At 68.6% G+C, this 25,215-nt stretch carries 24 protein-coding genes; 10 read left to right on the forward strand and 14 right to left on the reverse strand.

Annotated elements, in window-relative coordinates; genetic code table 11:
• Window positions 1-129 precede the first annotated feature (129 nt).
• The gene (locus BOSE46_RS16790) at window positions 130-1,233 is read right to left on the reverse strand and encodes a nitronate monooxygenase family protein (RefSeq protein ID WP_159541324.1); all 1,104 of its coding nucleotides are present in this window, start codon (window positions 1,231-1,233) and stop codon (window positions 130-132) included.
• Window positions 1,223-2,857, reverse strand: a complete 1,635-nt coding sequence (locus BOSE46_RS16795; protein WP_159541325.1) for an acyl-CoA synthetase — start codon at window positions 2,855-2,857, stop codon at window positions 1,223-1,225. The genes BOSE46_RS16790 and BOSE46_RS16795 overlap by 11 nt, the downstream gene beginning before the upstream one ends.
• 46 nt (window positions 2,858-2,903) lie before the next feature.
• Here BOSE46_RS16795 and BOSE46_RS16800 point away from each other — a divergent pair, with 46 nt between their 5' ends.
• The gene (locus tag BOSE46_RS16800) at window positions 2,904-3,698 is read left to right on the forward strand and encodes a crotonase/enoyl-CoA hydratase family protein (protein ID WP_159541326.1); all 795 of its coding nucleotides are present in this window, start codon (window positions 2,904-2,906) and stop codon (window positions 3,696-3,698) included.
• A 211-nt stretch (window positions 3,699-3,909) separates the two neighbouring features.
• Here BOSE46_RS16800 and fadD8 read toward each other — a convergent pair whose 3' ends face one another.
• Genes fadD8 through BOSE46_RS16815 form a run of 3 tightly spaced genes read right to left on the reverse strand, consistent with a single transcriptional unit; the run spans window position 3,910 to window position 6,787 of the window.
• Entirely contained in the window at window positions 3,910-5,478 is a 1,569-nt protein-coding gene (gene fadD8 / locus BOSE46_RS16805; protein WP_159541327.1) for a fatty-acid--CoA ligase FadD8, read from the reverse strand.
• A gap of 2 nt (window positions 5,479-5,480) precedes the next feature.
• Complete coding sequence (locus BOSE46_RS16810) at window positions 5,481-6,329, reverse strand: SDR family oxidoreductase (RefSeq protein WP_159541328.1); 849 nt, start codon at window positions 6,327-6,329, stop codon at window positions 5,481-5,483.
• Window positions 6,326-6,787: a nuclear transport factor 2 family protein gene (locus BOSE46_RS16815; RefSeq protein ID WP_159541329.1), complete on the reverse strand. Its 462-nt coding sequence runs from the start codon at window positions 6,785-6,787 to the stop codon at window positions 6,326-6,328. Before BOSE46_RS16815 ends, BOSE46_RS16810 begins: the two co-directional genes overlap by 4 nt.
• A 78-nt stretch (window positions 6,788-6,865) precedes the next feature.
• Between BOSE46_RS16815 and BOSE46_RS16820 the strand changes: the two genes are divergently transcribed.
• The 3 genes from BOSE46_RS16820 to BOSE46_RS16830 are packed head-to-tail and all read left to right on the forward strand — an operon-like array spanning window position 6,866 to window position 10,043.
• The gene (locus tag BOSE46_RS16820; RefSeq protein ID WP_159541330.1) at window positions 6,866-7,825 is read left to right on the forward strand and encodes a Zn-ribbon domain-containing OB-fold protein; all 960 of its coding nucleotides are present in this window, start codon (window positions 6,866-6,868) and stop codon (window positions 7,823-7,825) included.
• Window positions 7,822-8,880: a thiolase domain-containing protein gene (locus tag BOSE46_RS16825; protein ID WP_159541331.1), complete on the forward strand. Its 1,059-nt coding sequence runs from the start codon at window positions 7,822-7,824 to the stop codon at window positions 8,878-8,880. The genes BOSE46_RS16820 and BOSE46_RS16825 overlap by 4 nt, the downstream gene beginning before the upstream one ends.
• Window positions 8,877-10,043: a thiolase domain-containing protein gene (locus tag BOSE46_RS16830; RefSeq protein WP_159541332.1), complete on the forward strand. Its 1,167-nt coding sequence runs from the start codon at window positions 8,877-8,879 to the stop codon at window positions 10,041-10,043. The genes BOSE46_RS16825 and BOSE46_RS16830 overlap by 4 nt, the downstream gene beginning before the upstream one ends.
• Window positions 10,044-10,145: 102 nt before the next feature.
• Here BOSE46_RS16830 and BOSE46_RS16835 read toward each other — a convergent pair whose 3' ends face one another.
• On the reverse strand, window positions 10,146-11,390 hold the full coding sequence (locus tag BOSE46_RS16835) for a cytochrome P450 (protein WP_159541333.1): 1,245 nt from the start codon (window positions 11,388-11,390) through the stop codon (window positions 10,146-10,148).
• 102 nt (window positions 11,391-11,492) lie between these two features.
• Between BOSE46_RS16835 and BOSE46_RS16840 the strand changes: the two genes are divergently transcribed.
• Genes BOSE46_RS16840 through BOSE46_RS16850 form a run of 3 tightly spaced genes read left to right on the forward strand, consistent with a single transcriptional unit; the run spans window position 11,493 to window position 15,846 of the window.
• Window positions 11,493-12,656 carry a steroid 3-ketoacyl-CoA thiolase gene (locus tag BOSE46_RS16840; protein WP_159541334.1) on the forward strand — a complete coding sequence of 388 codons (1,164 nt, stop codon included), beginning with the start codon at window positions 11,493-11,495 and terminating at the stop codon, window positions 12,654-12,656.
• Between the two features lie 14 nt (window positions 12,657-12,670).
• On the forward strand, window positions 12,671-14,290 hold the full coding sequence (locus BOSE46_RS16845) for a GMC family oxidoreductase (protein ID WP_159541335.1): 1,620 nt from the start codon (window positions 12,671-12,673) through the stop codon (window positions 14,288-14,290).
• Window positions 14,287-15,846, forward strand: a complete 1,560-nt coding sequence (locus BOSE46_RS16850; RefSeq protein WP_159541336.1) for a succinic semialdehyde dehydrogenase — start codon at window positions 14,287-14,289, stop codon at window positions 15,844-15,846. The genes BOSE46_RS16845 and BOSE46_RS16850 overlap by 4 nt, the downstream gene beginning before the upstream one ends.
• Before the next feature lie 44 nt (window positions 15,847-15,890).
• On the opposite strand, the gene BOSE46_RS16855 is transcribed toward BOSE46_RS16850, so the two are convergent.
• From BOSE46_RS16855 to BOSE46_RS16870, 4 genes are read right to left on the reverse strand one after another with little or no spacing between them, the layout of a single operon-like run.
• Entirely contained in the window at window positions 15,891-16,358 is a 468-nt protein-coding gene (locus BOSE46_RS16855; protein ID WP_159541337.1) for an SRPBCC domain-containing protein, read from the reverse strand.
• The gene (locus BOSE46_RS16860) at window positions 16,355-17,131 is read right to left on the reverse strand and encodes an SDR family oxidoreductase (protein WP_159541338.1); all 777 of its coding nucleotides are present in this window, start codon (window positions 17,129-17,131) and stop codon (window positions 16,355-16,357) included. The genes BOSE46_RS16855 and BOSE46_RS16860 overlap by 4 nt, the downstream gene beginning before the upstream one ends.
• Complete coding sequence (locus tag BOSE46_RS16865) at window positions 17,128-18,276, reverse strand: sulfotransferase (RefSeq protein WP_159541339.1); 1,149 nt, start codon at window positions 18,274-18,276, stop codon at window positions 17,128-17,130. Before BOSE46_RS16865 ends, BOSE46_RS16860 begins: the two co-directional genes overlap by 4 nt.
• The gene (locus BOSE46_RS16870; RefSeq protein WP_159541340.1) at window positions 18,273-19,364 is read right to left on the reverse strand and encodes a DUF1214 domain-containing protein; all 1,092 of its coding nucleotides are present in this window, start codon (window positions 19,362-19,364) and stop codon (window positions 18,273-18,275) included. The genes BOSE46_RS16865 and BOSE46_RS16870 overlap by 4 nt, the downstream gene beginning before the upstream one ends.
• A gap of 81 nt (window positions 19,365-19,445) precedes the next feature.
• Between BOSE46_RS16870 and BOSE46_RS16875 the strand changes: the two genes are divergently transcribed.
• From BOSE46_RS16875 to BOSE46_RS16885, 3 genes are read left to right on the forward strand one after another with little or no spacing between them, the layout of a single operon-like run.
• The gene (locus BOSE46_RS16875) at window positions 19,446-20,231 is read left to right on the forward strand and encodes an SDR family NAD(P)-dependent oxidoreductase (protein ID WP_201299658.1); all 786 of its coding nucleotides are present in this window, start codon (window positions 19,446-19,448) and stop codon (window positions 20,229-20,231) included.
• Between the two features lie 45 nt (window positions 20,232-20,276).
• Window positions 20,277-20,759 carry a carboxymuconolactone decarboxylase family protein gene (locus BOSE46_RS16880; protein ID WP_159541341.1) on the forward strand — a complete coding sequence of 161 codons (483 nt, stop codon included), beginning with the start codon at window positions 20,277-20,279 and terminating at the stop codon, window positions 20,757-20,759.
• A complete protein-coding gene (locus BOSE46_RS16885; RefSeq protein WP_159541342.1) occupies window positions 20,756-21,508 on the forward strand; it encodes an SDR family NAD(P)-dependent oxidoreductase in 753 nt (250 codons plus the stop codon). Before BOSE46_RS16880 ends, BOSE46_RS16885 begins: the two co-directional genes overlap by 4 nt.
• Before the next feature lie 17 nt (window positions 21,509-21,525).
• Here BOSE46_RS16885 and BOSE46_RS16890 read toward each other — a convergent pair whose 3' ends face one another.
• The 4 genes from BOSE46_RS16890 to BOSE46_RS16905 all read right to left on the reverse strand — a co-directional run bounded on the left by BOSE46_RS16890 (window position 21,526) and on the right by BOSE46_RS16905 (window position 25,180).
• On the reverse strand, window positions 21,526-22,914 hold the full coding sequence (locus BOSE46_RS16890; protein ID WP_159541343.1) for an LCP family protein: 1,389 nt from the start codon (window positions 22,912-22,914) through the stop codon (window positions 21,526-21,528).
• A gap of 134 nt (window positions 22,915-23,048) precedes the next feature.
• Entirely contained in the window at window positions 23,049-23,519 is a 471-nt protein-coding gene (locus BOSE46_RS16895) for a nitroreductase family deazaflavin-dependent oxidoreductase (protein WP_159541344.1), read from the reverse strand.
• A 9-nt stretch (window positions 23,520-23,528) separates the two neighbouring features.
• Window positions 23,529-24,416, reverse strand: a complete 888-nt coding sequence (locus BOSE46_RS16900) for an SDR family oxidoreductase (protein WP_159541345.1) — start codon at window positions 24,414-24,416, stop codon at window positions 23,529-23,531.
• Window positions 24,413-25,180, reverse strand: a complete 768-nt coding sequence (locus tag BOSE46_RS16905; protein WP_159541346.1) for an SDR family oxidoreductase — start codon at window positions 25,178-25,180, stop codon at window positions 24,413-24,415. Before BOSE46_RS16905 ends, BOSE46_RS16900 begins: the two co-directional genes overlap by 4 nt.
• Between the last annotated feature and the right edge of the window lie 35 nt (window positions 25,181-25,215).

Below are 25,215 nucleotides of genomic sequence, written 5' to 3' on the forward strand. Positions count from 1 at the left end.
AGGGAGCGCCAGCGACCGAAGGGGCGTGCGACGAGAGGCTCGAGCGATCCTGCAACCTCACTACCCTTCGCTCGCAGAGCTCGCTCCCGGTCGGCCGCTGGCGGCCTCCCTAGGGGGCGGGTTCCCTCGTTACAGCGACGACAGGCGCTTCACGGTTTCTTCGTATTCGTTGATCAGGTCGGCCATGACGTCGGCGACGGGGCGCACGGAGTTCATCGAGCCGACGATCTGGCCCACCGGCATCGAGATGACGTCGGGGTTGCCGGCTGAGTTCATCCGGCTGTGCGCGTCGGCCACGAGCAGGTTCTGCAACGGCATCGGCAGCGGCGAGGGCGCCTCCTCGGTGTCCCAGGCCTGGGTCCACTTGGTCTTGAGCAGCCGCGCCGGCTTGCCCGTATATATACGTGTCCGCACGGTGTCCGCGCTGGATGCCCGGAGGAACGCCTCGGTCATGCCGGCGTTGGTGTTGAGCTCCTGGTACTCCTCGGTCGTCAGCCACACCGAACCGGTCCAGACTCCTTGCGCGCCGAGGGCGAGAGACGCGGCGACCTGCCGGCCGCGACCGATCCCACCGGCACCCAGCACGGCGACGTCGGGTCCGACCGCGTCCACGATCTCCGGGGTCAGCACCATGCTGGCGATCTCGCCCGTGTGACCGCCGGCCTCGTAGCCCTGCGCGATGATGATGTCGACGCCGTTGGCGACGTGCGACAGCGCGTGCTTCGCCGCTCCGGCCAGCGCGGCGACCTGCACACCTGCTTCGTGGGCCTGGTCGATGATGTCCTTCGGCGGCGAGCCGAGGGCGTTGGCGATCAGCACCGGCCGGTGCTTGCCGCTCAGCGCCACGTCGACGTGCGAGCGGGCGACCGAGTGCAGCCAGCCCAGGACGCCGGCGCGACCCTCTCCCTCGGGCAGCGGCGGTACGCCGAGCTGCTGCAGGGTCCGCTCCACGAACGAGACGTGCTCCTCGGGGATCATCGCCTGCAAGTCGATGGCCTTGCCCTCGGTCGGCACCTTCATCGGCATCACGACGTCGACGCCGTACGGCTTGCCGTCCGTGTTGTCGTCGAGCCAGTCGAGGGTGCGGTCGAGCTCGTCGGCCTCGTTGAACCGGACGCAGCCCAGCACGCCCAGACCGCCGGCGCGCGAGACCGCGGCGGCGACGTGCTCGGACGGGGTGAACGCGAAGATCGGGTACTGGATCCCGAACCGGTCGCAGAGCTCAGTGTGCATCGGCGACGGCTCCCCGGTGAGTGGCTTCGGCGATCTCCTTGGCGGCGGGGTAGTTCGCCTTGCCCGTCGCGGTGCGCGGGATCTCGTCGACGTACGCGACGGAGCGCGGCAGCTTGTAGCCCGAGAGCAGCTTGCGCAGGTGCGTCTGCAGGTCCTCGAGGGTCGGCGGCTCGGTGGACCGCGACTGGATCACGGCCGAGACGTGGTGGCCCCACTTCTCGTCGGGCAGGCCGACGACGAGCGCGTCATAGACGTCGGGATGGCTCTTGAGCGCCATCTCGACCTCCTCGGGGTAGACCTTCTCACCGCCGGTGTTGATGCAGTTGGAGCCTCGGCCCAGCAGCGTCACCTTGTTGTCCTGCTCGATGCGCGCGTAGTCGCCCGGCACCGAGTAGCGCTTGCCGTCGACCTCGAGGAACGTACGCGCCGACTTCTCGGGATCGCGGTAGTAGCCGATCGGCACGCTGCCGGAGCGGGCGAGCCGGCCGATCGCGCCGACGTTGGCCGAGTCGATGACCTGGTTGTGGTCGTCGAGCACCACGGTCTCGGCGCCGAGCGCGACGACGGGGCCCTGGCCCTGGATGTTCTCGCTGTCCTGCAGGCCGGTGCCGGAGAACCCGGTCTCCGACGAGCCGATCGAGTCGGTGAAGAACGCGTTGGGGAACGCCTTCATCCAGACCTCCTTGACCGGGCGGCTGAAGATCGCGGCGCTGCTGGCGACGGCGACGAGTGAGCTGCCGTCGTAGCTGCCGGTCTCGTACGCCTCGATCAGCGGTCGCGCCATCGCATCGCCGGTCATGAAGATCAGCTGGACCTTCTCGCGGTCGATGATGCGCCACGTCTCCTCGGGGTTGAACCCGGGCTCGAGGATCGTCAGGTGCCCGGCGAACAGGTGCATCAGCATCGCCGCCTGTGCGCCGCCGTGCATCAGCGGGCTGAGCGGGAACGTCACCATCGGGTCGGTGGTCTTGGCGGTCTCGGACTGCGTGAACTCCTCGATGCGGTTGCCCGTCATGAAGTCGATGCCACCGCCGAGCACGCGCCAGAAGTCCTCATGGCGCCACATCACGCCCTTGGGGAAGCCGGTCGTGCCGCCGGTGTAGACGATGTAGAGGTCGTCGCCGCTGCGTGCGCCGAAGTCGCGCTCGGCACTCTGCCCGGCCAGCGCCTCGTCCCAGGTCATCCCGCCGAACAGCGAGAGGTCGGCGTCGCTGTCGGGCGCCGTCGGGTCGGGCATCGCCACGATCGTCTTGAGCGCCGGGTGCTGCGGGGCGGTGGCCGCGACCATCTCGGCGTACGGGCGCTCGTGCAGCAGCGCGACCATGTCGGAGTTCTCGATGAGGTAGCTGAGCTCGGCCTCGACGTACCGGTAGTTCACGTTGATCGCGACGGCCCGGATTTTGAAGATCGCGAGCAGCGCCACGACGTGCTCGATGCTGTTCTTGGCGTAGATCCCGACGTGGTCGCCGGCCCCGATGCCCCGCCAGGCGAGGAAGTGCGCGAGCTGGTTGGACTGCGCCTCCAGCTCGGCGTATGTCATCTTGCGGCTCCCGACCTGGAGGATCGGGCGGTCGGGTACGGCATCGACGGCGTGCTCGAACAAGTCGGCAATGTTCAGTGGCATGCGCCCAAGACTAGAACACGTTCTCGTTTTTGACTACGCTCTCCTCATGTCCACCAACGCTGCCCACTGCCTCGTCGAGCTCCACGGCAACACTCTCGTCGTCACGATGAACCGGCCCGAGGCGCGCAACGCCCTGTCCGGCGAGATGCTCGGGATCATGGGCGAGGCCTGGGACCGGACCAACTCCGACCCCGATGTCAAGGTCGTGATCCTGACCGGGGCGGGCGGCTACTTCTGCGCCGGCGCCGACCTCAAGTCGATGTCGTCCTCCTCGCCCTCGGACAAGTTCGAGTCCGGCGAGTTCGACCCCACGATCATCAAGCCGCTGCTCAAGGGCTTCCGGCTGACCAAGCCGCTCATCGCGGCCGTCGAGGGACCGGCGATCGCCGGTGGCACCGAGATCCTGCAGGCCACCGACATCCGCGTCGCGGGCGAGTCCGCCCGGTTCGGCGTCTCCGAGCCGAAGTGGGGCCTCTATCCCCTGGGCGGTTCGGCCGTACGCCTGCCGCGCCAGCTCCCGTACACCGTGGCGGCCGACCTGCTGCTGACCGGCCGGCACATCAAGGCGCCGGAGGCCAAGGAGATCGGGCTCATCGGACACGTCGTGCCGGACGGCGAAGCGCTCGCCAAGGCGCACGAGATCGCCGACCTGATCGCCGCCAACGGACCGCTCGCGGTGCAGGCCGTGCTCAAGACGATCCGCGACTCCGAGGGCAAGCACGAGGACGACTGCTGGAAGGCCGATGCCGAGGTCGGCGCCGCGGTGTTCGCGTCCGAGGACGCCAAGGAAGGCCCCCGCGCCTTCGCCGAAAGACGTACCCCCAACTTCCAGGGCCGCTAACCGCTCGCTAGGCCCGGCCCCTAGCGACGAGCTCTGCTGGGGGTCCCCCCACGAGGTCTGCGAGTAGGGGGAGGAGCGGGAGCGAAGCGAAGGGGCGCATGGCGAGAGGCTCACTCGAGCCATCGAGGTCACTACGCTTCGGTCGCTCGTTCCTCGCTCCCTCCCGTTCGGCCGCGGGCGGCCTCACTAGCGAGCGAGTGGGGTAGCCGGTCTAGCCGACGTGGCGGTCTCCGGTCCAGAACTGGGCTCGCAGGGCCTTCTTGTCGGGCTTGCCCAGCGCGGTCAGCGGCAGTGAGTCCGCGACGATGACCTCCTTGGGCGACTGCACCGCGCCCTTGCGCTCCTTGACCGAGGCCTGGATCTCCGTCTTCAGCTGGCTGAGCGAACGACCGTCGCGCTTCGCGTCCTCGCGGAGCACGACGATCGCGGTGACGGCCTCGCCGAACTTCTCGTGCGGCGTGCCGATCACGCCGACCTGGGCGACGGCCGGATGCTCGGCGATGACGTCCTCGACCTCCCGCGGGAAGACGTTGAAGCCACCGCTGACGATCATGTCCTTGACCCGGTCGACGATGAACCAGAAGCCGTCCTCGTCCTCGCGGGCGATGTCGCCGGTGTGCAGCCAGCCGTCGTGGAACGCCTCCGCGGTCTCCTCCGGCTTGTTGAGGTAGCCGCCCGCGAGCACCGGCCCGGCGACGCAGATCTCGCCGGGCTCACCAGGAGCCACAGGCTTGCCATCCTCGCCCAGCAGGGCCGTACGCAGGAAGGCACTCGGGCGGCCGCAGCTGGCCAAGCGCTCGGGTGTGTGATCGGCCTTGGCGAGGTAGGAGATCACCATGGGGCACTCGGACTGGCCGAAGAACTGCGCGAAGATCGGCCCGAACCGCTCGATCGCCTCGGCCAGACGCGTCGGGTTGATCGGCGCCGCGCCGTAATAGACGGTCTCGAGGCTCGACAGGTCACGTGTGTGCGAGTCCGGGTGGTCCATGAGGGCGTAGAGCATGCTCGGCACCAGCATCGTCGCGCTGATCTTCTGCTCCTCGATCGTGCGCAGCACCGTCGCCGGGTCGAAGCCGGGCAGCACGACCAGCCGGCCACCCTTGGCCACGGTCGGCGCGAAGAACGCGGCGCCGGCGTGGGACAACGGCGTGCAGATGAGGAACGTCGGCGTCTCCGGCCACTCCCACTCGGCGAGCTGCACCTGCGTCATCGCGGCGATGCTCGAGGCCGTGCCGATCACGCCCTTGGGCTTGCCGGTCGTGCCGCCGGTGTACGTGATGCCGACGACGTGGTCTGGCGCCAGCTCCTTGGCCACCAGCGGCTGGGCGTCGTACGTCGCCGCCTTGGCGGCCAGGTCGTCGATCGTGATGACGGTCTCGAGCGACGGCACCTTGTCCTTCAGCGCCTCGGCCCGCTCGAGGAACGTCGGGATGTTGTCGACGATCAGCGCCGTCGCGCCGGCGTCGTCGAGCACGTACGCGTGATCGTCGAGCGAGCCGAGCGGGTGCAGCGCGGTACGCCGGTAGCCCTGGGTCTGCCCGGCGCCGATCAGGAAGAGCACCTCCGGGCGGTTGGCTGCCAGCAGGCCCACAGCCGCACCTGTGCCAGCGCCCAGCTCCTCCAGCGCGCGGACGTACCGGCTCATCTGGTCGGCCATCTCCTGGCCGGTGATGCTGCGGTCTCCGAGCTGGAGCACGGGGACGTCACGGTGCCGCTTGAGCGATCCGAGGAGCATCTCCCCCGAGTGTGGTCCGCGGTGGATGTCGGCGTCGAGTGTCATGTCTAGCGTGCTCCCTTGCCCGGGCCCTTGACCCGCGGATCGTCCTTGAAGTTGATCGCGTCGCGCTCCGAAGCGCCCACGGTGTTGATCGTGATGCCGCCGTCGACGTCGAGGATCGTGCCGGTGACGTACGACGACGCGTCCGAGGCGAGGAACAGCGCGGCGTCGGCGATGTCGGCGTGCGTGCCCCAGCGGCGCAGCGGCGTTGATGCGGTGATGTGCTCCTTGATGCCGGGCATCGTGGCGATGACGTTGTCCATGCCCCAGGTGTCCTCGATCGGGCCGGGGCTGATGCCGTTGACACGTACGCCTGCAGGGCCCCACTCGATCGCGAGGCACTTGGTCAGCATGTTGACCGCTGCCTTGGACGCGCAGACGTGACTCTGGAATGCGAGCGGCTTGACCGCCTCCGGGGCGGTGATCGCGATCAGCGACGCACCTGGTGCGCGGAGGTGCTCGAAGCTCGCGCGGTAGAGGTTGAACGTGCCCATGAGGTCGATGTCGACGACGGACTGGAACGCCTTGGACGACATGCCGAGCGCCGGCGCGTAGAAGTTGCCGGCCTGGCCCGCCACGACGATGTCGATGCCGCCGAACGTGTCGGCGGTCTCCTGCATCGTCTCGGCGATCCGGTCGTAGTCACGCGCATCGGCGGGGAGCCCGAGGGCCTCGCCGCCCGCCTCCGTGATCTCCTTGGCGGCCGAGGCGCAGCGCTCGACGTCGCGGCTCATCACCACGACCTTGGCGCCCTGCTCGGCATACCGCTTGGCGATCGCCAGGTTGAAGCCGCGCGTGCCACCGGCGACGTACGCGACCTTGCCCTCGAGGATGTTCTCTCCGAAGACCGTCATGCCGACTCCCCTTTGGTGAAGGAGGCCATCGCGCGTTCGGGTTCCCAGTACGCCTTCATCGACGCCACCCGTCCGTCGTCGTGCACGACGTAGACCATGATCAGGTCGGTCGTGCTGTGGCTGCCGTCACCGAACGTCGTCCTGATCCGGCCGATGTTGGCGCAGGTGTTGCTCCCCGGGTTGGCGAACGAGTCGTTGATCTCGAACGCGAACCGGTCGATCGGGGCGATCGCGGCCTCCCAGAACGCGCGTATGCCGTCGTGGCCGCGGTGGCCCTTGCCGTCCGGGTCGAACATCGACGGGCCGACCGGGTCCTCGATCACGGCATCCTCGGCATACACCGTGAGCCACTCGTCGAGGTCACCCTTGGCGACGGCGGAGTACGAGCGTTGCGAGGCGGCGCGGGCGGGATGCGGGTCGTTGGGGGCGTTCCAGGTGATGGCGTCCGACGAGATCATGTCCGCGATTCTAGAACGTGTTCCACTTTGAGCGATAGGGCTCTTGCAGGCAAAACTAGAACATGTTTCACTTTCACCATGACAGACGTCGGGACCCTGCACGCGCCCATGAAGGTCGAGTTCGACTACACGAGGTCCCTCGGGCCCACCCTTTCGGAGTTCATGACCGGCCTCAAGCGTCGTCAGATCCTCGGCGGCACGCTCTCCGACGGGACGGTCGCCGTCCCTCCGCCGGAGTACGACCCACACACGTACGACCCGGTCACCGGGCTGGTGCCGGTCAGCGACGAGGGCGTCGTGCAGACCTGGGCCTGGGTGCCCGAGCCGGTCCCGGGCCAGCCGCTCGACCGGCCGTTCGCGTTCGCGCAGGTCGTGCTCGACGGCGCCGACCGGCCCCTCCTGCACGCGGTCGCAGTCGACTCGGCCGACCAGATCGAGACCGGCATGCGCGTGCGAGCGCGCTGGGCCGACGAGACCCTCGGCGCGATCACGGACATCCGCTGGTTCGAGCCGCTCGACGACTCCCCCGCCATGACGCCCGACGCCGAGAGTGGCGAGCCGGTCACCGGCATCATCTCCCCGGTGCACCTCGCGTACGACTTCGCCGCGTCGCCCGAGGAGTCCGCGTTCTTCCGCGGTCTCGCCGAGGGGCGCATCCTCGGCCAGCGCTGCCCGGTGTGCGAGAAGGTCTACGTGCCGCCGCGTGGTGCCTGCCCCGTCGACGGGGTGCCGACGACGACCGTCGTCGAGGTGCCCGACACCGGCATCGTCACGACATTCTGCATCGTCAACGTGCCGTTCCTCGGCCAGAAGATCACGCCGCCGTACGTGTCGGCGTACATGTTGCTCGACGGCGCCGACATCGCGTTCCTGCACCTGTTGCTCGGAGTCGACCCCGCCGACGTACGCATGGGGATGCGGGTCAAGGCGGTCTGGAAGCCACGGGACGAGTGGGGCACGACGATCGAGAACATCAGCCACTTCGAGCCGACCGGGGAACCGGACGCCGACTTCGAGACGTACAAGGTGCACCTATGAGAGACGTAGCGGTTGTCGGCTTCGCCCAGCGGCAGATGAAGGAGTTCGACGGCTCCCCCACGTGTGTCGAGCTGCTCGTGCCGATCTTCGCGGAGCTGTTCGAGCAGACCGGCTGGACCAAGTCCGACATCGGGTTCTGGTGCTCGGGGTCGAGCGACTACCTCGCCGGGCGCTCGTTCTCGTTCGTCTCGGCGGTCGACGCGATCGGCGCGCTGCCGCCGGTCATGGAGTCGCACGTCGAGATGGACGCCGCCTGGGCGCTCTACGAGGCCTGGGTCAAGATCCAGACCGGCCTCGTCGACACCGCTCTCGTCTACGGCTTCGGCAAGTCCAGCGCGGGCCAGCTGCGCCGCATCATGTCCCTGCAGATGGACCCCTACACCGTCACCCCGCTCTGGGCCGACGCCGTGTCGGTCGCCGCGATGCAGGCCCGGTCGGGCCTGGAGTCCGGCGCCTGGGACCAGGACCAGATGGCCGCCGTCGTCGCCCGCTCGATGAGCGACGCAGCCGACAACCAGCACGCGATCCGGTCCCGGACCACGTCCGTCGAGGACGTCCTGGACCAGCCGATATATGCCGACCCGTTGCGCCGCTGGGACTGCGCCCCGGTGTCGGACGGCGCCGCGGCGATCGTCATCTCGGCGGCTGACGCACCTGGCTTCGACCGGCTGCCGGGGCAGGCGGCGTGGATCACCGGCTTCGAGCACCGCATCGAGCCGGGCGCGCTCAACACCCGCGACCTCACGGTGTCGGAGAGCACGAAGGCGGCCGGCGTCGCCGCCGGTGTCGACGGCGTCGACCTCGCCGAGCTGCACGCGCCGTTCTCCCACCAGGAGCTGATCCTCGGCTCGGCGCTCGGCCTCGGCGACGACGTACGGATCAACCCGTCGGGTGGAGCGCTCACCGCCAACCCCATGTTCACCGCCGGGCTCAACCGGATCGGCGAGGCCGCACGACAGGTGTGGTCGGGCTCGTCGCAACGAGCGCTCGCGCACGCCACGTCCGGGCCGGCGCTCCAACAGAACCTCGTACTCACGATGGAAGGACGGGCATGAGCACCTTGGCTGCTGTGGTCGGTGTCGGCCAGACGCACCACCGGGCCAAGCGCGGCGACGTGTCGATGGCCGGGCTCCTGAGGGAGGCGGTCGACCGCGCCCTGGCCGACGCCGAGCTGACCTTCGCCGACATCGACGCGATCGTCATCGGCAAGGCCCCTGACCTGTTCGAGGGCGTCATGATGCCCGAGCTCTACCTCGCCGAGGCGCTCGGAGCGCCCGGCAAGCCGCTGCTGCGGGTGCACACGGCCGGCTCGGTCGGCGGCTCCACCGCGATCGTCGCGGCGTCCCTGGTCGAGGCCGGCATCCACGAGCGCGTCCTCACGGTGGCGTTCGAGAAGCAGTCGGAGTCCAACGCGATGTGGGCGCTGTCGATTGCGGTGCCGTTCATCATGCCGGTGCATGCCGGGGCCGGTGGCTACTTCGCGCCCCACGTACGTTCGTACATCCGGCGGTCCGGCGCGCCCACCCACATCGGCGCGATCGTCGCCGCGAAGGACCGGCAGAACGCGCTCAAGAATCCGTACGCCCACCTGCAGAACCCCGACACGACGGTCGACTCCGTGCTGGCGTCGCAAATGCTGTGGGACCCCATCCGGTATGACGAGACGTGCCCGTCCTCCGACGGCGCGTGCGCCCTAGTCATCGCGTCCGAAGCGGCCGTCGAACGGTCCGGCATCACGAACCCGGCCTGGATCCACGGCACCCAGATGCGCAGCGAGCCCACCACCGCTGCCGAGCGCGACCAGGTCAACCCGCACGCCGGACGCGAAGCTGCGGCCGCGCTCTGGAAGCAGGCCGGCATCACCTCACCGATCGACGAGATCGACTGCGCCGAGATCTACGTGCCGTTCTCCTGGTTCGAGCCGATGTGGCTGGAGAACCTCGGCTTCGCCGAGCAGGGCGGCGGGTGGAAGCTCACCGAGGCCGGCGAGACCGCCATCGGAGGCCGCATCCCGGTCAACATGAGCGGTGGCGTGCTGTCGTCCAACCCGATCGGCGCCAGCGGCATGCTCCGCTTCGGTGAAGCTGCGCTTCAGGTCATGGGCGAGGCCGGCGAGCACCAGGTCGACGGTGCCCGCAAGGCCCTCGGTCACGCGTACGGCGGCGGCTCGCAGTTCTTCGCGATGTGGGTCGTCGGCGCCGACAAACCGGATCACTAGGTCAGAGGGTCACGGCCCCTAAACCAAGAAATGGCCACTGATCAACCGAAATCGCGCTCCAATTGGAGGGAAACGGTTGATCTGCGGCCAGATCTTGGAGGGTCAGACGTACTGGACCGGGAGCTCCTTGATGCCGTTGATCCAGCCGTGGCGGAGGCGCTTGGCCTCGCCCAGCTGTTTGATGTCGGGCAGCCGGTCGGCCAGCGTGTTGAACATGATCTCGACCTCGAGGCGGGCGAGGTTGGCGCCGATGCAGTAGTGCGCGCCGTGGCCGCCGAACGAGAGGTGTGGGTTGGGGCTGCGGGTGATGTCGAACGTGCCCGGATCGGTGAAGACGTCCTCGTCGTGGTTGGCGCTGGCGTAGTAGAGACCGACGCGCTCGCCCTTCTTGACCTCGACGTCGCCGACCATCACGTCGTTGATCGCGGTGCGCTGGAAGGTCGTCACCGGCGTGGCCCAGCGGATGACCTCGTCGACCATCGTCGACGGGCGCTCGGCCTTCCACAGCTCCCACTGGTCGGGGTGCTGGAAGAACGCGTTCATGCCGTGCGTGATCGCGTTGCGGGTCGTCTCGTTGCCGGCCACGGCAAGCATGATGACGAAGTAGCCGAACTCGTCCTCGCCGAGCTGCCCGTGCCCGTCGACGTCAGCGGTGATGAGCTTGGTGATGATGTCGTCCTGCGGGTTCTTGCGCCGCTCCTCCGCCAGGCCCATCGCGTAGACGAGGATCTCGGCGGCGGCCTCGTCCGGGTTGCCCTCGAAGTCGGGGTCGTCGAACGACATCATCGTGTTGGACCAGTCGAAGAGCTTGCCGCGATCCTCCTGCGGTACGCCCATGAGGTCCGCGATCGCCTGCAGCGGCAGCTCGGAGGCGACCTCGTTGACGAAGTCGCCGGAGCCCTTGGCGATCGCCTCGTCGACGATGTTGTTGGCCCGCTGGACGAGGACGTCGTGCTGGGCGTTGATCGACCGCGGAGTGAAGCCGCGGCTGATGATCTGGCGGATCTTGGTGTGGTCCGGCGGATCCTGGTTGATCAGCATGATGCCCTGCAGCTCGACCTGGTCGCGGGTCATGTCGGGGGCGAACCGGATGATCGCGCCGTTCTCCTGGCTCGAGAAGTTCTTGCTGTCCTTGGACACCGCGGACACGTCGGCGTGCTTGCTGATCGCCCAGAAGCCCTCGCCGTTGAAGCCGGCTCGCGACTCCTGCGGCTGCTCGACCCACCAGACGGGGGCCGTGCGCCGGAGCTCCGCGAACTCGTCAAGCGGGACGCCGGCCTGGCACAGATCGGGGTCGGTCGGGTCGAATCCGCTGGGAATGGCGGGGGCGGCGGGCGTCGTGGTCACATGGGCTCCTTGATTTCTGTAACACGTTCTAGTTCATCCTGACACGACTTCTGGCGTTTCGGAAGGCTTGTGCAAGACGAGAACGTGTTCTAGTTTTACCTCATGGGCACCCCCGTGATCGTCGACGCTGTCCGCACGCCCCAAGGCAAGCGGAACGGCGTGCTGGCCGGTCTCCACCCCGCCGTGCTCCTCGGGATGACCCAGGCCGAGGTGATCTCCCGCGCCGGCATCGACGCCGAGATCGTCGACCAGGTCATCGGTGGCTGCGTGACCCAGGCCGGCGAGCAGTCCAACAACATGGTGCGTCGCGCCTGGATGCACGCCGGGCTCCCCAACGCGACCGCGTCGACCGAGATCGACGCGCAGTGCTCGTCGGCGCAACAGGCCACCCACCTCATCCACGCCATGATCGGCGCCGGGCTCATCAAGGCCGGCATCGCGTGCGGCGTCGAGTCGATGTCGCGGGTCCCGCTCGGCGCCAACGTCCCGCCCGGCACGGGTTCACCCCGGCCGGACGACTGGTCGATCGACCTGCCCAACCAGTTCGAGGGCGCCGACCGCATCGTCCGCGACCGCGGCTTCTCCCGTGCCGAGGTCGACGCCTTCGGCCTCTGGTCGCAGGAGAAGGCCCGTACGGCCCGCGATGAGGGCCGGTTCGCGCGCGAGATCTTCGCGATCAAGGCGCCGGTGCTCGGCGAGGACGGCCAGCCCACGGGCGACACGCAGCTCGTCGACACCGACCAAGGCATCCGCGAGACCTCCCTCGAACGGCTCGCCGCCCTCAACCCCGTGCTGCCTGACGGCACTCACACGGCCGGTACGTCCTCGCAGATCTCCGACGGCTCGTCGGCGTTGCTGCTCATGGATTCCAACCTCGCCGACTCCCTCGGCCTCACCCCCCGCGCCCGGATCGTCACGTCGTGCCTCGTCGGCGCCGACCCGTACTACCACCTCGACGGCCCGGTGCAGGCGACCGAGAAGCTCCTCGCCGACAGCGGTATGTCCATCGGCGACATCGACATCTGCGAGGTCAACGAGGCGTTCGCCGGCGTCGTGATGTCGTGGGCCAAGGTGCACGCGGTGCCCGAGGACAAGATCAACGTGAACGGCGGCGCGATCGCGCTGGGCCACCCCGTCGGCTCGACCGGCACCCGACTGCTGACCACCGCCCTGCACGAGCTCGAGCGCAGGGACGCGAGCACCGCCCTCATCTCGATGTGCGCTGGTGGAGCGCAGGCATCCGGCACCATCATCGAACGCATCTGATCAGAAGGACGGCCATGACCGACAACAAGACACTGCGCGACGAAGCCGACTACGTCGTCGTCGGGGCCGGCAGCGCGGGGGCCGCCGCCGCATCACGACTGGCCGCATCGGGCGCGTCGGTGATTCTGCTCGAGGCGGGCAAGAAGGACACCTCGATGCTGGTCACCAAGCCCGGCATGATCGGGCCGATGCACGCGGATCCCAGCATCAAGAAGCGCGTCGACTGGGGCTACTACACGACACCGCAGAAGCACATGAACAACCGCGTCATCCCGCAGACCCGCGGCAAGGTCGTCGGCGGATCGAGCTCGATCAACGGACTGCTGTGGGTGCGCGGCAACCGCGCCAACTACGACTCGTGGGCCGCCGAGGGCAACACCGGCTGGGACGCCGACTCGGTCAACGAGGTCTACAAGCGGGTCGAGGACTTCGAGGACGGCGCCAACGACTACCGCGGCGCAGGCGGCCCGATCAAGGTCACCCGGCACACCCAGCGGACCGAGGCCGCCGAGCAGTTCGAGCAGGCCACCGCGGACACCCTCGGCGTCAAGATCCTCAAGGACTACAACGCCGCCGAGCAGGAGGGCATCAGCCACTTCCAGCAGAGTGCGTTCGGTGGCAAGCGCTACTCGTCGTCGCGCGGCTACATCACCAACGGCGACGTCCCCACGCTCCAGGTGCAGCCCCAGGTCCTCGTCCGCAAGGTCGTGATCGAGAACGGTCGAGCGACCGGTGTCGAGGTCACCGACAAGGGCGGCAACCGTCGCGTGGTCCGCGCCGGCAAGGAGGTCATCCTCTCGGCCGGTGTGTTCGGCTCCGCACAGATCCTCATGCTGTCGGGCGTCGGCCCGGCCGCCCACCTCGCCGAGCACGGCATCGAGGTCAAGGCCGACCTCCCCGTGGGCGACAACCTGCACGACCACCTCTTCGTGCCGACCACGTGGATCATGCCCAACGCCGTCCACCGCGGCAAGGCGTCCTACTTCGCCCGCGGGCTCGCCAAGGAGCTCACGGTCGGCCACTCGTTCCTCGAGAACTCGGTCTTCGAGACCGTTGGCTTCGTCCGCACGTCGTTGGCGACCGACGTGCCCGACCTGCAGATCCACGTGCTGCCCTGGGCGTACCCGTCGCCCAACCAGGACGCGCCCGTACGTCACAAGGTCGACAAGCGGCGCGCGTTGACCGTGATGTCGACGCTGATCTATCCCCGCAGCCGCGGCACGTTGAGGCTCGCGTCGAGCGACCCGTCGGCGGCACCCCTGATCGACATGAACTACCTCGCGGAACCCGGCGACCAGCAGGTCCTCGCCGAGGGTGTGGAGATGATCAGGGAGATCATGAAGTCGGCAGCCTTCGGCAACAACGTCACCGCCGAGCTGCACCCCGGCCCGGAGTACGACGCAGCCAACATGAAGGCCGAGGTGCTCAACCGGGCCACGACGGTCTATCACGGTGTCGGCACCTGCCGGATGGGCGTCGACGAGCGAGCCGTGGTGGGACCTGACCTCAAGGTCCGCGGCATCGAGGGCCTGCGGGTCGCCGATGCCTCGATCATGCCGTCGATCATCGGCGGCAACACCAACGCGCCATCCATCATGATCGGCGACAAGGCAGCGGAGCTGATTCTGGGATGACCACGACACGACCGGCAAGCCTGACCCCGGAGTTCCTCGACGGGCTCGTCCAACGCGTTCCCGGCACCACCGGCAACACCTGGAAGCTGACCGAGGTCTACACCGGCGACCTGCTCGTCGAGCTGCCGCAGTCCTCGCCGAGCGACATCGCGGGTGCGTTCGACGCCGCCCGCGCGGCCCAGCAGATCTGGGGCTCGTGGTCACTGCGCAAGCGGCTCAAGGTGCTCAAGAAGTTCCACGCGCTCGTGCTGGACAACCAGTACCTCATCACCGACCTCATCCAGGCCGAGAGCGGCAAGAACCGGCGCATGGCGTTCGAGGAGTCGTGTGACGTGCCGATGGGCACGAGCCACTACATCAAGCGCGCCCCGTCCGTCCTCAAGGACCGCAAGCACGCCGGCCCCGTGCCGGTGCTCTCGCACTCGACCGAGGTGCGCCGGCCCAAGGGCGTCGTCGCGATCATCGCGCCGTGGAACTTCCCGTTCGCGACCGGCATCTCCGACACGATCCCTGCGCTGATCGCGGGCAACGGTGTCGTGGTCAAGCCTGACAACAAGACCGCGCTCTCGCCACTGTTCGGCGCACGTCTGCTGGAGCAGGCCGGCATGCCGAAGGGCCTCGTGCAGGTCATCTGCGGTGAGGGCCCCGACGTGGGTGGCCCGATGCTCGAGAACGCCGACTACGTCATGTTCACCGGGTCGACGGCCACGGGCCGGATCATCGGCGAGCTCGCTGGCAAGCACCTGATCGGCGCGTGCCTCGAGCTCGGCGGCAAGAACCCCATGCTGGTCCTCGAGGACGCGAACGTCGACGAGGCCGTGCACGCGGCGCTGTTCGGCGGGTTCGGCAACTCCGGCCAGATCTGCATGCACATCGAGCGGCTCTACATCCATGACTCGATCTATGAGGAGTTCCGCGACAAGTTCGTCGCTGCCACCGAGGCGATGAAGATCGGTGCGACGTACGACTTCGGTCCCGACATCGGCTCACTCGTGTCGGTGGACCACAAGGACCGCGTCGCCTCGCACGTCGATGACGCCCGGGCCAAGGGCGCCACGGTGCTCACCGGCGGCAAGGCACGGCCCGACCTCGGCCCTGCGTTCTACGAGCCGACGATCCTGGAGGGTGTCACCAAGGACATGCTGGCCGGATCGACCGAGACGTTCGGTCCCGTCGTCGGGCTCTATCGCTTCTCGAGCGAGGACGAGGCGATCGCGCTCGCCAACGACACGGACTACGGCCTCAACGCGAGCGTCTGGAGCGCCGATACCAAGCACGGCCTCGCGGTGGCACGGCGCATCGACTCGGGCAACGTCAACGTCAACGACATCCTCGCCACGGCGTACGCCTCCAAGGGCTCGCCGTCGGGCGGCCTCAAGCAGTCCGGCGTCGGCGCCCGGCACGGCGACCAGGGACTGCTCAAGTACACCGATGCGCAGAACATCGCACTGCTCAAGAAGCAGGTCATGGAGCCGAAGGCCGGTCAGTCGTACGAGGCGTACGCCAAGCAGACCCAGATGTCGCTCAAGCTGATGCGGAAGACGCGACTGCGCTAGACGGTGCGGTGAGTCAGCGACGTGTCTGGGGCGTTGAAAGGTCGCTAAGTCACCGCTCCGACGTGCAGCTGCTCGGCGCGGGCCTTCAGGGCGTACGCCACGGAGTCGAAGCCGGCCTTGACCCAGTCGCCGTTGAGCTCCATCACCAGCTCCGCGTGCTCTCCGCTCAGGGTGTCGGTCGTGAAGTAGGCGCAGCGATCGGGCCCGAGCTCGGAGACGTACTGGTCGCGGATCGCGAAGATCCCCTCCATCTCGTCGCCGGTGTCGTAGCGGAGATGGTGCGGCGGGTCGACGATGCGGATGTACTCGCGATTGACGAACGTACCCTCCGAGCCGTCGGGGTTCGGCAGCGTCAAGTCGATCTGCTCGCCGAGCTCGAGGCTCGTCGCGGCCGCGATCGTGTAGGGGTTCCACTCCGGGTAGCGCGGATAGTCGACCAGGACGTCCCACACGAACGCGGCCGGCGCCTCGATCTCCACCGTCACCGAGGTGATCACGAACGGAGCAGTCATGCCGGCATGTACTCCCCGCCGTTGACGTCGAGCACCGCACCGGTGACCTCCGACGCCAGGTCCGACAGCAGGTAGAGGATCGCCCCAGCACACGCTTCGTCGGTCGGGATCCGGCCCAGCGGGTTGCGCGACGCGATGTCGTCGTAGACCTCCTGCTCGGTGATCCCCTTCTCCTCGGCCGTCATGGTCAGGTAGAAGCGCACGCCCGGGCCGTCGAGCCACCCCATGATCGCCTGGTTGACCCGGATGCCCTTCTCGCCGAGCTCGAGGGCCATGTACTGGGATGCGCATCCCATCGCCGCCTTGGCCATCGCGTATCCGCCCTCGCCACGCATCGGCACACGCGTGGACATCGTGCCGACGTTGACGATCGAACCGCCGCCCGTCATGTGTGGGACGACGGCGCGGCTCATCCCCAGCGATCCGTGGAGAATGATGTCCATCGCCCGGCGCAGCGCCTGGTCGGGAGTGTCGAGCAGATTGGTGAAGCCAGGGTGGCCGTACGCGCTGTTGACCAGCCCGGTGACCTTGCCGTAGCGCTCGACGGCGGTGGCCACGACGCGCTCGACGTCCTCCTCCTTGCGTACGTCGCACTGCACGGCCACTGCGTCGCCACCGGCCGCGATGATCTCCTTGACCACCTGTCCGGTCACCCCGTCGGACCGCGCAGCGAGCACGACCTTGGCGCCCTCAGACGCGGCGCGCGCCGACAGCTTCGCGCCGAGTCCTGCACCGACGCCCGACACGATGACCACCTGGTCCTTGAGGATCACGACATCTCCTTCTCGTAGAACGCGAAGTCCTGCTCCAGCCCGGCCTCGGTGAGTCCGAAGTCCTCGGCGGTGTACGTGTGCGAGCCGTGGCGTTGCGCCTGATTGCGGGCCATGTAGGCCTCCAGCGCGTCACGGTCCGCCGGCAGGCCCAGCTCGCCCATGACCTTCGTGGCCGTATCGACCGGGGCGGAGACGGTGTCCTTGAACGTGACGTCGACGAACCGGTCGGGCCGCTTGGCCCGGACCTCGGCATACTGCCCGAGCGCCGTCACGAACCGGTCGCGCCAGTAAGGGCCCACCGCCTTCGGGTCGACCTCGTCGCTGTACTGGCCCGAGATCGCGCAGACCATCGAGGCGTACGACGGCACGGCGCTGGTCGGCGACCGGTGCGTCATGACGATCTTGCAGCCGGCGAACGTGTCGAGGACCGTGTCGACAGCCGTGAGGTGGTGCGGAGACTTGAGGATCCAGGGCTTGCCGTCGCGGTCGGGGCTCTGCCACTGCAGGACCTGCAGCCACTCCTTGAGGTCGCGGTAGGCCGGCGCCTGGTCGAACTCGCGCAGCCAGAGACCGTATGTCGGGACCCAGTAGAACGAGTCGTAGCTCATCGACGTGAAGGTGCGGTCGAGCAGGATGACGTCCTCCTCGGGCCCGTCCCACTCGATCGTGTGGATGTCGCCGAAGTCGGGCGCCATCTCCAGGAACATCTCGTAGCGATCGCGGGCGCGCTTCTTGCGCAGCTCGGCGTCGGGGCTCTCGCCGGGGAACGGCAGCGGGTACGACGTCTCCCACGACAGCGTCGAGGTGACCTCGGGCGACGAGGCGAGGAGCCGGTGCAGCAGCGTCGATCCCGTGCGGGGCAGGCCGCAGATCTCGGCGGCGACCACCACCTCCTCGTCGAGGATCTCCGGGTGCTCGGCCTGCAGCTGCCTGAGCCGCAGGCGATCGGCCAGCGACGCGACGAGGCGGCGACGAGTCAGGTCGAGGCCCAGCTCCGACAGCTTCGCCTCGTCGGCGAGCGCAGTCGTCAGCACCGAGAGCGGCTCGACGAACCAGTCGTCGCCGTAGTCGTCGAGCCCCGTCTTGTCCCGAGCCGCGGCGAGCAGGTCGTTGACCTCCAACGCGCTCGCGGTCTCGATGGTCATGGTGCCTCCAGGTCGATTTGCCCACGATCAAGCACAGTGCACTCCGGCAAGGGGTGGTCGTCGGCGCCGAGCCAGCGCAGCAACGCCGTCCCGCTCGTGTGCCCGCAGGTGTCGATCCAGTTGCCCCAGCCCGGATCCTTGTCGGCGACGACGATCGTGAGCCGGCCGTCGTCGAGCGTCGCGGTGTGCTTGTTGATCGTGATCCTGCGCTCGTGGTCGAGCGACTCCATCCACCAGTTGTCGAGCTGGAAGTTCCAGTAGGGGCAGTCCGGAACCTCGGTCTCGATGACCCAGGCCTGTCCGGGCTCGAGCGTCCAGTAGCCGTGCAGGTAGAAGATCTCGGGATCGCCGCCGGCCTTCTGGAACATCTCCTGACCGAAGTCGGGCATCTCGTTGGGCCGCGTCATGAACATCTCGGTCCAGCTCGCGAACAGGGCCGCGGTGCCGTGCAGCGAGAACGCGGCCGTCGCGAGCGCCTTGGCCAGGTGCGCCGGGTCGAGCTCCTTGCGCTCGACGGGGTCACCGATGCGTTCGATGTGCCACTGGCCGGGTACCTCGGTCGTACGGTCGAGGTACGTCTGGCGGACCACGAGGCCGGTCGAGTCGGGGGCGAGCGGCAGCCAGTTCTTGTCGTGAGGTGTGGCGCTCGCGATGATCTCGACCGTCCCGTCCGGCTCCACCACGAGGTCACGATCGGAGATCTCGCCGGTCGACGCCATGGTGCCGTCGATCGCGTACCGGTTGGCCTTGGAGCCGATGCTGAAGTAGGCGATCGAGCCGCGCGTGCCGGTGATCCGGTACGACCGGTCGCCGCGGATGTTGGCCGACAGGTAGACGTTGTCGGGGTTGTCCGCGCCGAGCTTGACCCGGTCCAGCTCGTGCAGCCGCGGGAAGTCGGGGTCGGCGTTCTCGACGGTCGTGTAGAGCATCTCCCTCAGCAGGCGCGTCAGGTAGCGATAGCCCTCGGCCCGGTCGAGCGGCGTGTCGGGCGCGGTGTCCCGCAGGACGACCTCGCCCGCCTGCTCCAACGCACGGCAGAAATCGGTCCATGCCTGCCCAGAGGACGCCTCTGCGGCTCCGTCGCCCATGCCACCTCCACGGTGAAATCTAGAACACGTTCTACCAGTTTCGCACACATCGGACAACCGGTCGGTAGAGTTCGGCACCTCATGAGCAACGACCTCTCGACCGACTTCGCGGGCCTGCCCGGTGCCGCCCTCGTGGTCGGCGGCAGCGGCGGCCTGGGCGCCGAGATCGTGCGCCTTCTCGCGGTTCGGGGCAGCGATGTCGCCCTGACCTACCGCGGCAGTGCCGAGGCCGGCAACGCGGTCGCCAAGGCTGCGGCCGACCTCGGCGTACGCTCGTCCGCCCACCAGCTGGACGTCACGTCAGCCGAGGACGCAGCCGCTCTGCTGGCCGAGATCGCTCAGACGTACGGCGGGCTGCACACGCTCGTGCACGCCGCCGGCCCGCACGTGCCGATGGTGCACCTGTCGGGGGTCTCACCGACCGACTTCGCCGAGCAGCTCCGACAGGACGCCGTCGGGTTCTTCAACGTGGCCCACCCGGCCCTGCCGTTGCTGCGGGAGACCAAGGGCTCGATCGTCGCGGTCACCACGGCAGCGACCGCCCGCTTCCCTGTACGCGATGGTCTCTCGTCGGCCCCCAAGGGCGCCGTCGAGCAGCTCGTACGCGGGCTTGCCGCCGAGGAGGGTCGTTTCGGCGTGCGGGTCAATGCCGTCGGGCCCGGAATGCTCACCGATGGCATGGCTGCGCGGCTCATCGAGTCGGGCGAGCTCGACGACGAGGCGCTCGCCATCACCCGTCGCAACATCCCGCTGAGGCGCTTCGGCAATGCCGCTGACATCGCCGAGGCCGTGTGCTTCCTGGCCTCGAGCCGTGCCGGATTCATCACGGGACAGAAGCTCGACATCGACGGCGGCTACACCGTCTGAGCGTGAGCCCTTCTCAGAAACTGGAACACGTTCTAGATTGGCTGCATGATCATCGACGTGCCCGAGGGCAAGGATCCGATCGGTTACGTCTGGGGTGAGCTGGTCCCCGGCATCGGCGGTGCGGCCGCAACGTTCGCGCTGAAGGTCTACTCCGACTCCACGCTCGGGCTGCGCGAGTTCGAGGCGGCGCGCCTGCGGATCGCGCAGATCAACGGCTGCCTGTTCTGCCAGGACTGGCGCACCGAGCGCGACGGCCAGAAGGTCGAGGACACGTTCGACGAAGCAGTGCGCGAGTGGCGGACCACCGACGCGTTCGACGAACGTACGCGGCTGGCCGCCGAGTACGCCGAGCTGTACGCGACCGACCATCACAGCATCGACGACGCGTTCTGGCAGCGGATGCTCGCCGCGTACGACCAGCGCGAGGTCGTCGAGCTCAGCATGTGCCTCGGCTCGTGGCTCTCCTTCGGCCGGCTCAACCGGGTGCTCGGGCTCGACACCGCCTGCGTCCTCCCCTCGCACCTATGAACACGTTCGCCGGACGCAGCGTCCTGGTCACCGGAGCGTCGTCAGGGCTGGGGGCGGCCGCCGTACGCCGGTTCGCCGCCGCAGGTGGTCTCGTCCACGCCGCCTCACGGGACCAGGAGAAGCTCGCCGAGGTTGCCGCGTCTTGCGCGGACCTGCCGGGCGAGGTCCGGTTCGGCCCGCTCGACGTCACGTCTGCCGCCGACTGCCGAGCCGCGGTCGCCACCACCGTCGATGCGTACGGGCGCCTCGACGTGCTGGTCAACAACGCGGGCCGGCACGACTTCCGGGTGACGACCGACGTGACCGAGGAGCAGTGGGACGCCGACATCGCCCTCAACCTCAGCGGTGCGTTCCACCTGAGCCAGGCCGCGATCCCGCACCTGCTCGAGACCGGTGGCAACATCGTCAACGTCGCCTCGGTGGCCGGCGTGATGGGCGAGGCCTACTCAGCGGCGTACACGGCTGCGAAGCACGGGATCGTGGGGCTCACGAAGGCCCTGGCGATCGAGTACCTCGACACGCCGCTGCGGGTGAACTGCATCTGCCCCGGCGGCATGGACACCCCGCAGGCGCAGACCATCAGCGTGCCCGACAGCGCGGACTGGGAGCTGATCATGCGGGTCGCTGCAAAGCGCGGGCTGATGGATGCCGACAGCGTCGCGGCGGTCATCACGTTCCTGGCGTCCGACGAGGCGTCCTCGATCCACGGCAGCATCCAGATGGTCGACCTCGGCCACCTCGCCGGCTGAGCCTCAGCCGCCGGCCGTCAGGTGCAGATCGAGTCGCTGGCCGTGCGGGTCGTCGCCTTGACGGCGTCGGGGGTGGCCGGCTCGAAGCCCGCGTTGACCCGGTCGGTCCCCACGATCAGCCAGACGCCCGTCATGCCGCTGGGCTGCTCGACGATCTCGGCCTTGAAGCCGAACTTCTTGTCGAGCGCCTTGGCGGTCTTGAGCGCCTCAGGCGTGCTGTCGACGAAGATGCGGGTCCGCGCCGAGTTCTTCTGCGCCGTCTCGACGCCAGAGACCACGTAGCCCTCCTTGACCAGCGCGGCCTGTGCTGCGGAGGCGAGGCCCTGCGTGCCGGCGGCGTTGAGCACCTTGACCGGGGTCTTGGGTGCCGTGGTGGTCTCGGTGTCGTTGCTCTCGACCGGGACCTCGCGGTCCTTGGCGATCGAGGCGAAGATCGTGTCCGCGTCGGCAGTCTTGACGACCCGGTTGGGGTCGGTCGGCGCGGCACCGTTGGGCATCGTGATGAACCGGATCTTGGAGTCCGGCACGGCCCTGGCCCGCTTGGCGAGGCCCGTGAGCTTCGAGATCGACGAGATGCCCTCGTCGACCGTGATCGAGGAGGTCAGGGCGTTGAGGAACTTGAACAGCCGGTCGGGACGGGTCAGGACGCCCGCGCTCCGCGCCCGGCCGATGATCGACGACATCACGACCTGCTGGTGACCGAGCCGGCCGATGTCGCTGCCGTCGCCGACAGCGTGGCGCGTACGTGCCAGGGCCAGGGCGTTCTTGCCGTCGAGCTTCTGCTTGCCGGCCGGCAGGTCGAGCTTCGCATCCGGGTCGACCATGGGCTTGTCGAGGCACACGTTGACGCCGCCGAGGGCGTTGACCATCGAGGCGAAGCCGTCGAAGTCGAGCTGCACGAAGTGATCGATGTGGACGTTGCTCAGAGTCTCGACCGCGCGCACCGAGCAGGCCGGGCCGCCGGCCAGCGCCGAGTTGATCATCAGGTTGGTGCCGCCGGGGAAGGCCCCGCTGCCGGTGTCCTTGCAGGCGGGCAGGTTCGTGAGCGTGTCGCGCGGGATCTGGACCGCCTCGACGCGCTTGTTGTCCTTGGCGAAGTGCACCAGCATCAGGGCGTCGCTGCGCTGTCCGGCCTCGTTGCCGTAGCCCTTGGACTTGAGCTTGCGGGAGTCCGAGCCGATGAACAAGATGTTGGTCGCACCCTTGGGGGTGTCGTCCTTGACGACGTGATCGTTGTCGTCCAGCGAGGCCGACGCGATGTTGCCGTTGAGCTTCCAGAACGCCGCCGCACCGCCGATGCCGAGCACCAGCGCGAACACGCCGACCCCGATCACGAGGCGTCGCCAGACCCGCTTCGGGCGGCGTCGTGCTCGCCTGGGCGTGGGTGGCGTGTCAGTGCTCGTCACGGGGCGGATCTCCTGCGGGGTCGAGGACCGGTCATGGACCGGCAGAATTCCCTAGGATACGAGCCGGACCTGAGAGAACCGTGTGAAGGCGACGTGACGCTCCCCACGGCTCGGCCCGCGAGCGCGACGGTTGCTCAGGGCTTGGCGGTCAGCAGGAAGAGCTTGATCTTCCGGTTCGTCCGCGCCTCGTACTTGGCGAAGTTGGGCCACATGTCGAGCAGGTGGGCCCAGGCGGCCTCGCGCTCGTCACCCTGCAGGCGGCGGACCAGCATCGTCGACGTACGGCGCCGGAACCGCACCGTCACCTCGGGGTTGGCCTCGATGTTCTTGACCCACATCGGCTCCTTGTCGCTGCCGAAGTTGGAGCCGGCGATGAGGATGTCCGACCCGTACGGCGAGCAGAGCAGCGGGGTGTCGCGCGGGATCCCGCTCTTGCGGCCGATCGCCGTGAGCATCAGGTTGGGCAGCCCCGCGATGTCGAGCAGCGTGAGGCGGCCGCCGGTCAGCCGCTGGAGGGCCTTGTCCAGCCACATGATCTGCGGCAGGAAGCGCGGCAGCCACGGGATGGCACCGACGCGGATGGCGAGTGGAGTGAGCAGGCCCATGGCGGAAGACTACGGCGCAACCGTCGTGCCGTAGACGGGTTCAGGATCTGCGGCCTCGGCGATCAGGTCGCGCAGCGCGGGTCCGATCTCGTCGGCGGCCCAGCGTCGGCCGGCGTCCCGCCGCGGCCCGTGGGTCCAGCCCTGCTCGAGGCAGATCTGGCCGCCCTCGATCTCGATGACCCGTCCGGTCACATCCTTGGCATCGACTGACGCGAGCCACGCGACGAGAGGTGAGTTGTCCTCCGGCTCGGCCATCGCCGACGTGTCGAACGCACCCTCGGTCATGCGCGTCCGGGCCACCGGGGCGATCGCGTTGACCGTGACGCCGTAGCGGCCCATCTCGGCAGCAGCGACCAGGGTCATGCCGGCGATGCCTGCCTTGGCCGCGGAGTACGTCGTCTGGCCGATCGAGCCCTGGAGCCCGGCGCCGGACGACGTGTTGATCACGCGCGCGGCACGCTGCCGGCCCTCCTTGGACTCCGTCCGCCAGTACGCCCCGGCGTGGCGCAGCGGGGCGAAGTGACCCTTGAGGTGCACCCGGATCACCGAGTCCCACTCCTCCTCGGACGTGTTGACCAGCATCCGGTCGCGGACGAATCCGGCGTTGTTGACGAGGATGTCGAGTCCGCCGAACGTGTCGATCGCCTGCCGGACCATCGACTCGGCCTGGGCGAAGTCGGCCACGTCGGCACCATTGGTCACGGCCTCGCCGCCGAGCGCTCTGATCTCGGCCACCACCGCGTCCGCCGGCGACTCCTCCTTCTCCCCCGCGAGCGAGACGCCGAAGTCGTTGACCACGACCTTCGCGCCCTGCCGGGCCAGCTCGAGCGCGTGCGCCCGGCCGATGCCCCGGCCCGCTCCGGTGACGATCGCGATGCGGCCCTCGAGAAGGGTCATGACTGCTCCTTGGTGACGACGTGCAGGAAGACGGGTGGCTCGCCGCCGCCGTGACAGGCGACGGTGGCTCCCGAGACGTACGACGCGAGGTCGGACGCCAGGAACGCGACGACCCGGCCGACCTCCTCTGGCTCGGCCATGCGGCCCAGCGGGATCGTGGCCTCGACCGCGGCAACCGTCGCGTCGTCGCCGTAGTGGTCGGCGGTCTGCTCGGTGCGGCACAGGCCGACGTCGATGCTGTTGACGCGGACTCGAGGTCCCCACTCGACGGCGAGCGTCCTGGTCAGCGAGTCGACCCCGGCTTTGGCCGCGCCGTACGACGCGGTGCCGGGCGAGGGCCGCAGCGCCGAGACCGACGAGATGTTGACGATGACGCCGCCGTCCGGCTGCTCCTGCATGACGGCGTTGGCCGCCTTGGACACCGTCAGCACGGCCGAGAGGTTGAGGCCGAGGATCTTGTCGTCGAGCCGCGAGCTCGAGTCGGCCGCGAGGGCGTACGGGGCACCGCCGGCGTTGTTGACGACGAGGTCGAGGCGACCGTGGCTCGCGACGATGCCGGCGATCAGAGAGGCGACGGCTTCGGGGTCTCGCACGTCGCAGACCCGGTGCTCGGTGCCGCTCACCGGATCGTCGGCGTCCGACCGGCCGCAGGTGACCACGCTGGCGCCTGCCTCGACGAGAACCGCCGCGATGCCACGGCCGATCCCGCGCGAGCCGCCGGTCACCAGCGCGACACGTCCGGAGAGGTCCAAAGCCAGAGTCATGCTGACAGGCTACCAAGCAAATGTTAGGTTGGCAG

Source organism: Aeromicrobium sp. 9AM (assembly GCF_902506105.1).
Lineage (GTDB): Bacteria > Actinomycetota > Actinomycetes > Propionibacteriales > Nocardioidaceae > Aeromicrobium.

Excerpts from the sequence above, each read along its gene's own strand:
- BOSE46_RS16810 (WP_159541328.1), bottom strand. The coding sequence starts at position 6,329 with ATGACGGTCTTCGGAGAGAACATCCTCGAGGGCAAGGTCGCGTACGTC.
- BOSE46_RS16895 (WP_159541344.1), bottom strand. The coding sequence starts at position 23,519 with ATGGGCCTGCTCACTCCACTCGCCATCCGCGTCGGTGCCATCCCGTGG.
- BOSE46_RS16830 (WP_159541332.1), top strand. The coding sequence starts at position 8,877 with ATGAGCACCTTGGCTGCTGTGGTCGGTGTCGGCCAGACGCACCACCGG.
- BOSE46_RS16870 (WP_159541340.1), bottom strand. The coding sequence starts at position 19,364 with ATGGGCGACGGAGCCGCAGAGGCGTCCTCTGGGCAGGCATGGACCGAT.
- BOSE46_RS16865 (WP_159541339.1), bottom strand. The coding sequence starts at position 18,276 with ATGACCATCGAGACCGCGAGCGCGTTGGAGGTCAACGACCTGCTCGCC.
- BOSE46_RS16900 (WP_159541345.1), bottom strand. The coding sequence starts at position 24,416 with ATGACCCTTCTCGAGGGCCGCATCGCGATCGTCACCGGAGCGGGCCGG.
- BOSE46_RS16840 (WP_159541334.1), top strand. The coding sequence starts at position 11,493 with ATGGGCACCCCCGTGATCGTCGACGCTGTCCGCACGCCCCAAGGCAAG.
- BOSE46_RS16845 (WP_159541335.1), top strand. The coding sequence starts at position 12,671 with ATGACCGACAACAAGACACTGCGCGACGAAGCCGACTACGTCGTCGTC.
- BOSE46_RS16790 (WP_159541324.1), bottom strand. The coding sequence starts at position 1,233 with ATGCACACTGAGCTCTGCGACCGGTTCGGGATCCAGTACCCGATCTTC.
- BOSE46_RS16855 (WP_159541337.1), bottom strand. The coding sequence starts at position 16,358 with ATGACTGCTCCGTTCGTGATCACCTCGGTGACGGTGGAGATCGAGGCG.
- BOSE46_RS16875 (WP_201299658.1), top strand. The coding sequence starts at position 19,446 with ATGAGCAACGACCTCTCGACCGACTTCGCGGGCCTGCCCGGTGCCGCC.
- BOSE46_RS16850 (WP_159541336.1), top strand. The coding sequence starts at position 14,287 with ATGACCACGACACGACCGGCAAGCCTGACCCCGGAGTTCCTCGACGGG.
- BOSE46_RS16800 (WP_159541326.1), top strand. The coding sequence starts at position 2,904 with ATGTCCACCAACGCTGCCCACTGCCTCGTCGAGCTCCACGGCAACACT.
- BOSE46_RS16880 (WP_159541341.1), top strand. The coding sequence starts at position 20,277 with ATGATCATCGACGTGCCCGAGGGCAAGGATCCGATCGGTTACGTCTGG.
- fadD8 (WP_159541327.1), bottom strand. The coding sequence starts at position 5,478 with ATGACACTCGACGCCGACATCCACCGCGGACCACACTCGGGGGAGATG.
- BOSE46_RS16795 (WP_159541325.1), bottom strand. The coding sequence starts at position 2,857 with ATGCCACTGAACATTGCCGACTTGTTCGAGCACGCCGTCGATGCCGTA.
- BOSE46_RS16905 (WP_159541346.1), bottom strand. The coding sequence starts at position 25,180 with ATGACTCTGGCTTTGGACCTCTCCGGACGTGTCGCGCTGGTGACCGGC.
- BOSE46_RS16815 (WP_159541329.1), bottom strand. The coding sequence starts at position 6,787 with ATGATCTCGTCGGACGCCATCACCTGGAACGCCCCCAACGACCCGCAT.
- BOSE46_RS16885 (WP_159541342.1), top strand. The coding sequence starts at position 20,756 with ATGAACACGTTCGCCGGACGCAGCGTCCTGGTCACCGGAGCGTCGTCA.
- BOSE46_RS16820 (WP_159541330.1), top strand. The coding sequence starts at position 6,866 with ATGACAGACGTCGGGACCCTGCACGCGCCCATGAAGGTCGAGTTCGAC.
- BOSE46_RS16825 (WP_159541331.1), top strand. The coding sequence starts at position 7,822 with ATGAGAGACGTAGCGGTTGTCGGCTTCGCCCAGCGGCAGATGAAGGAG.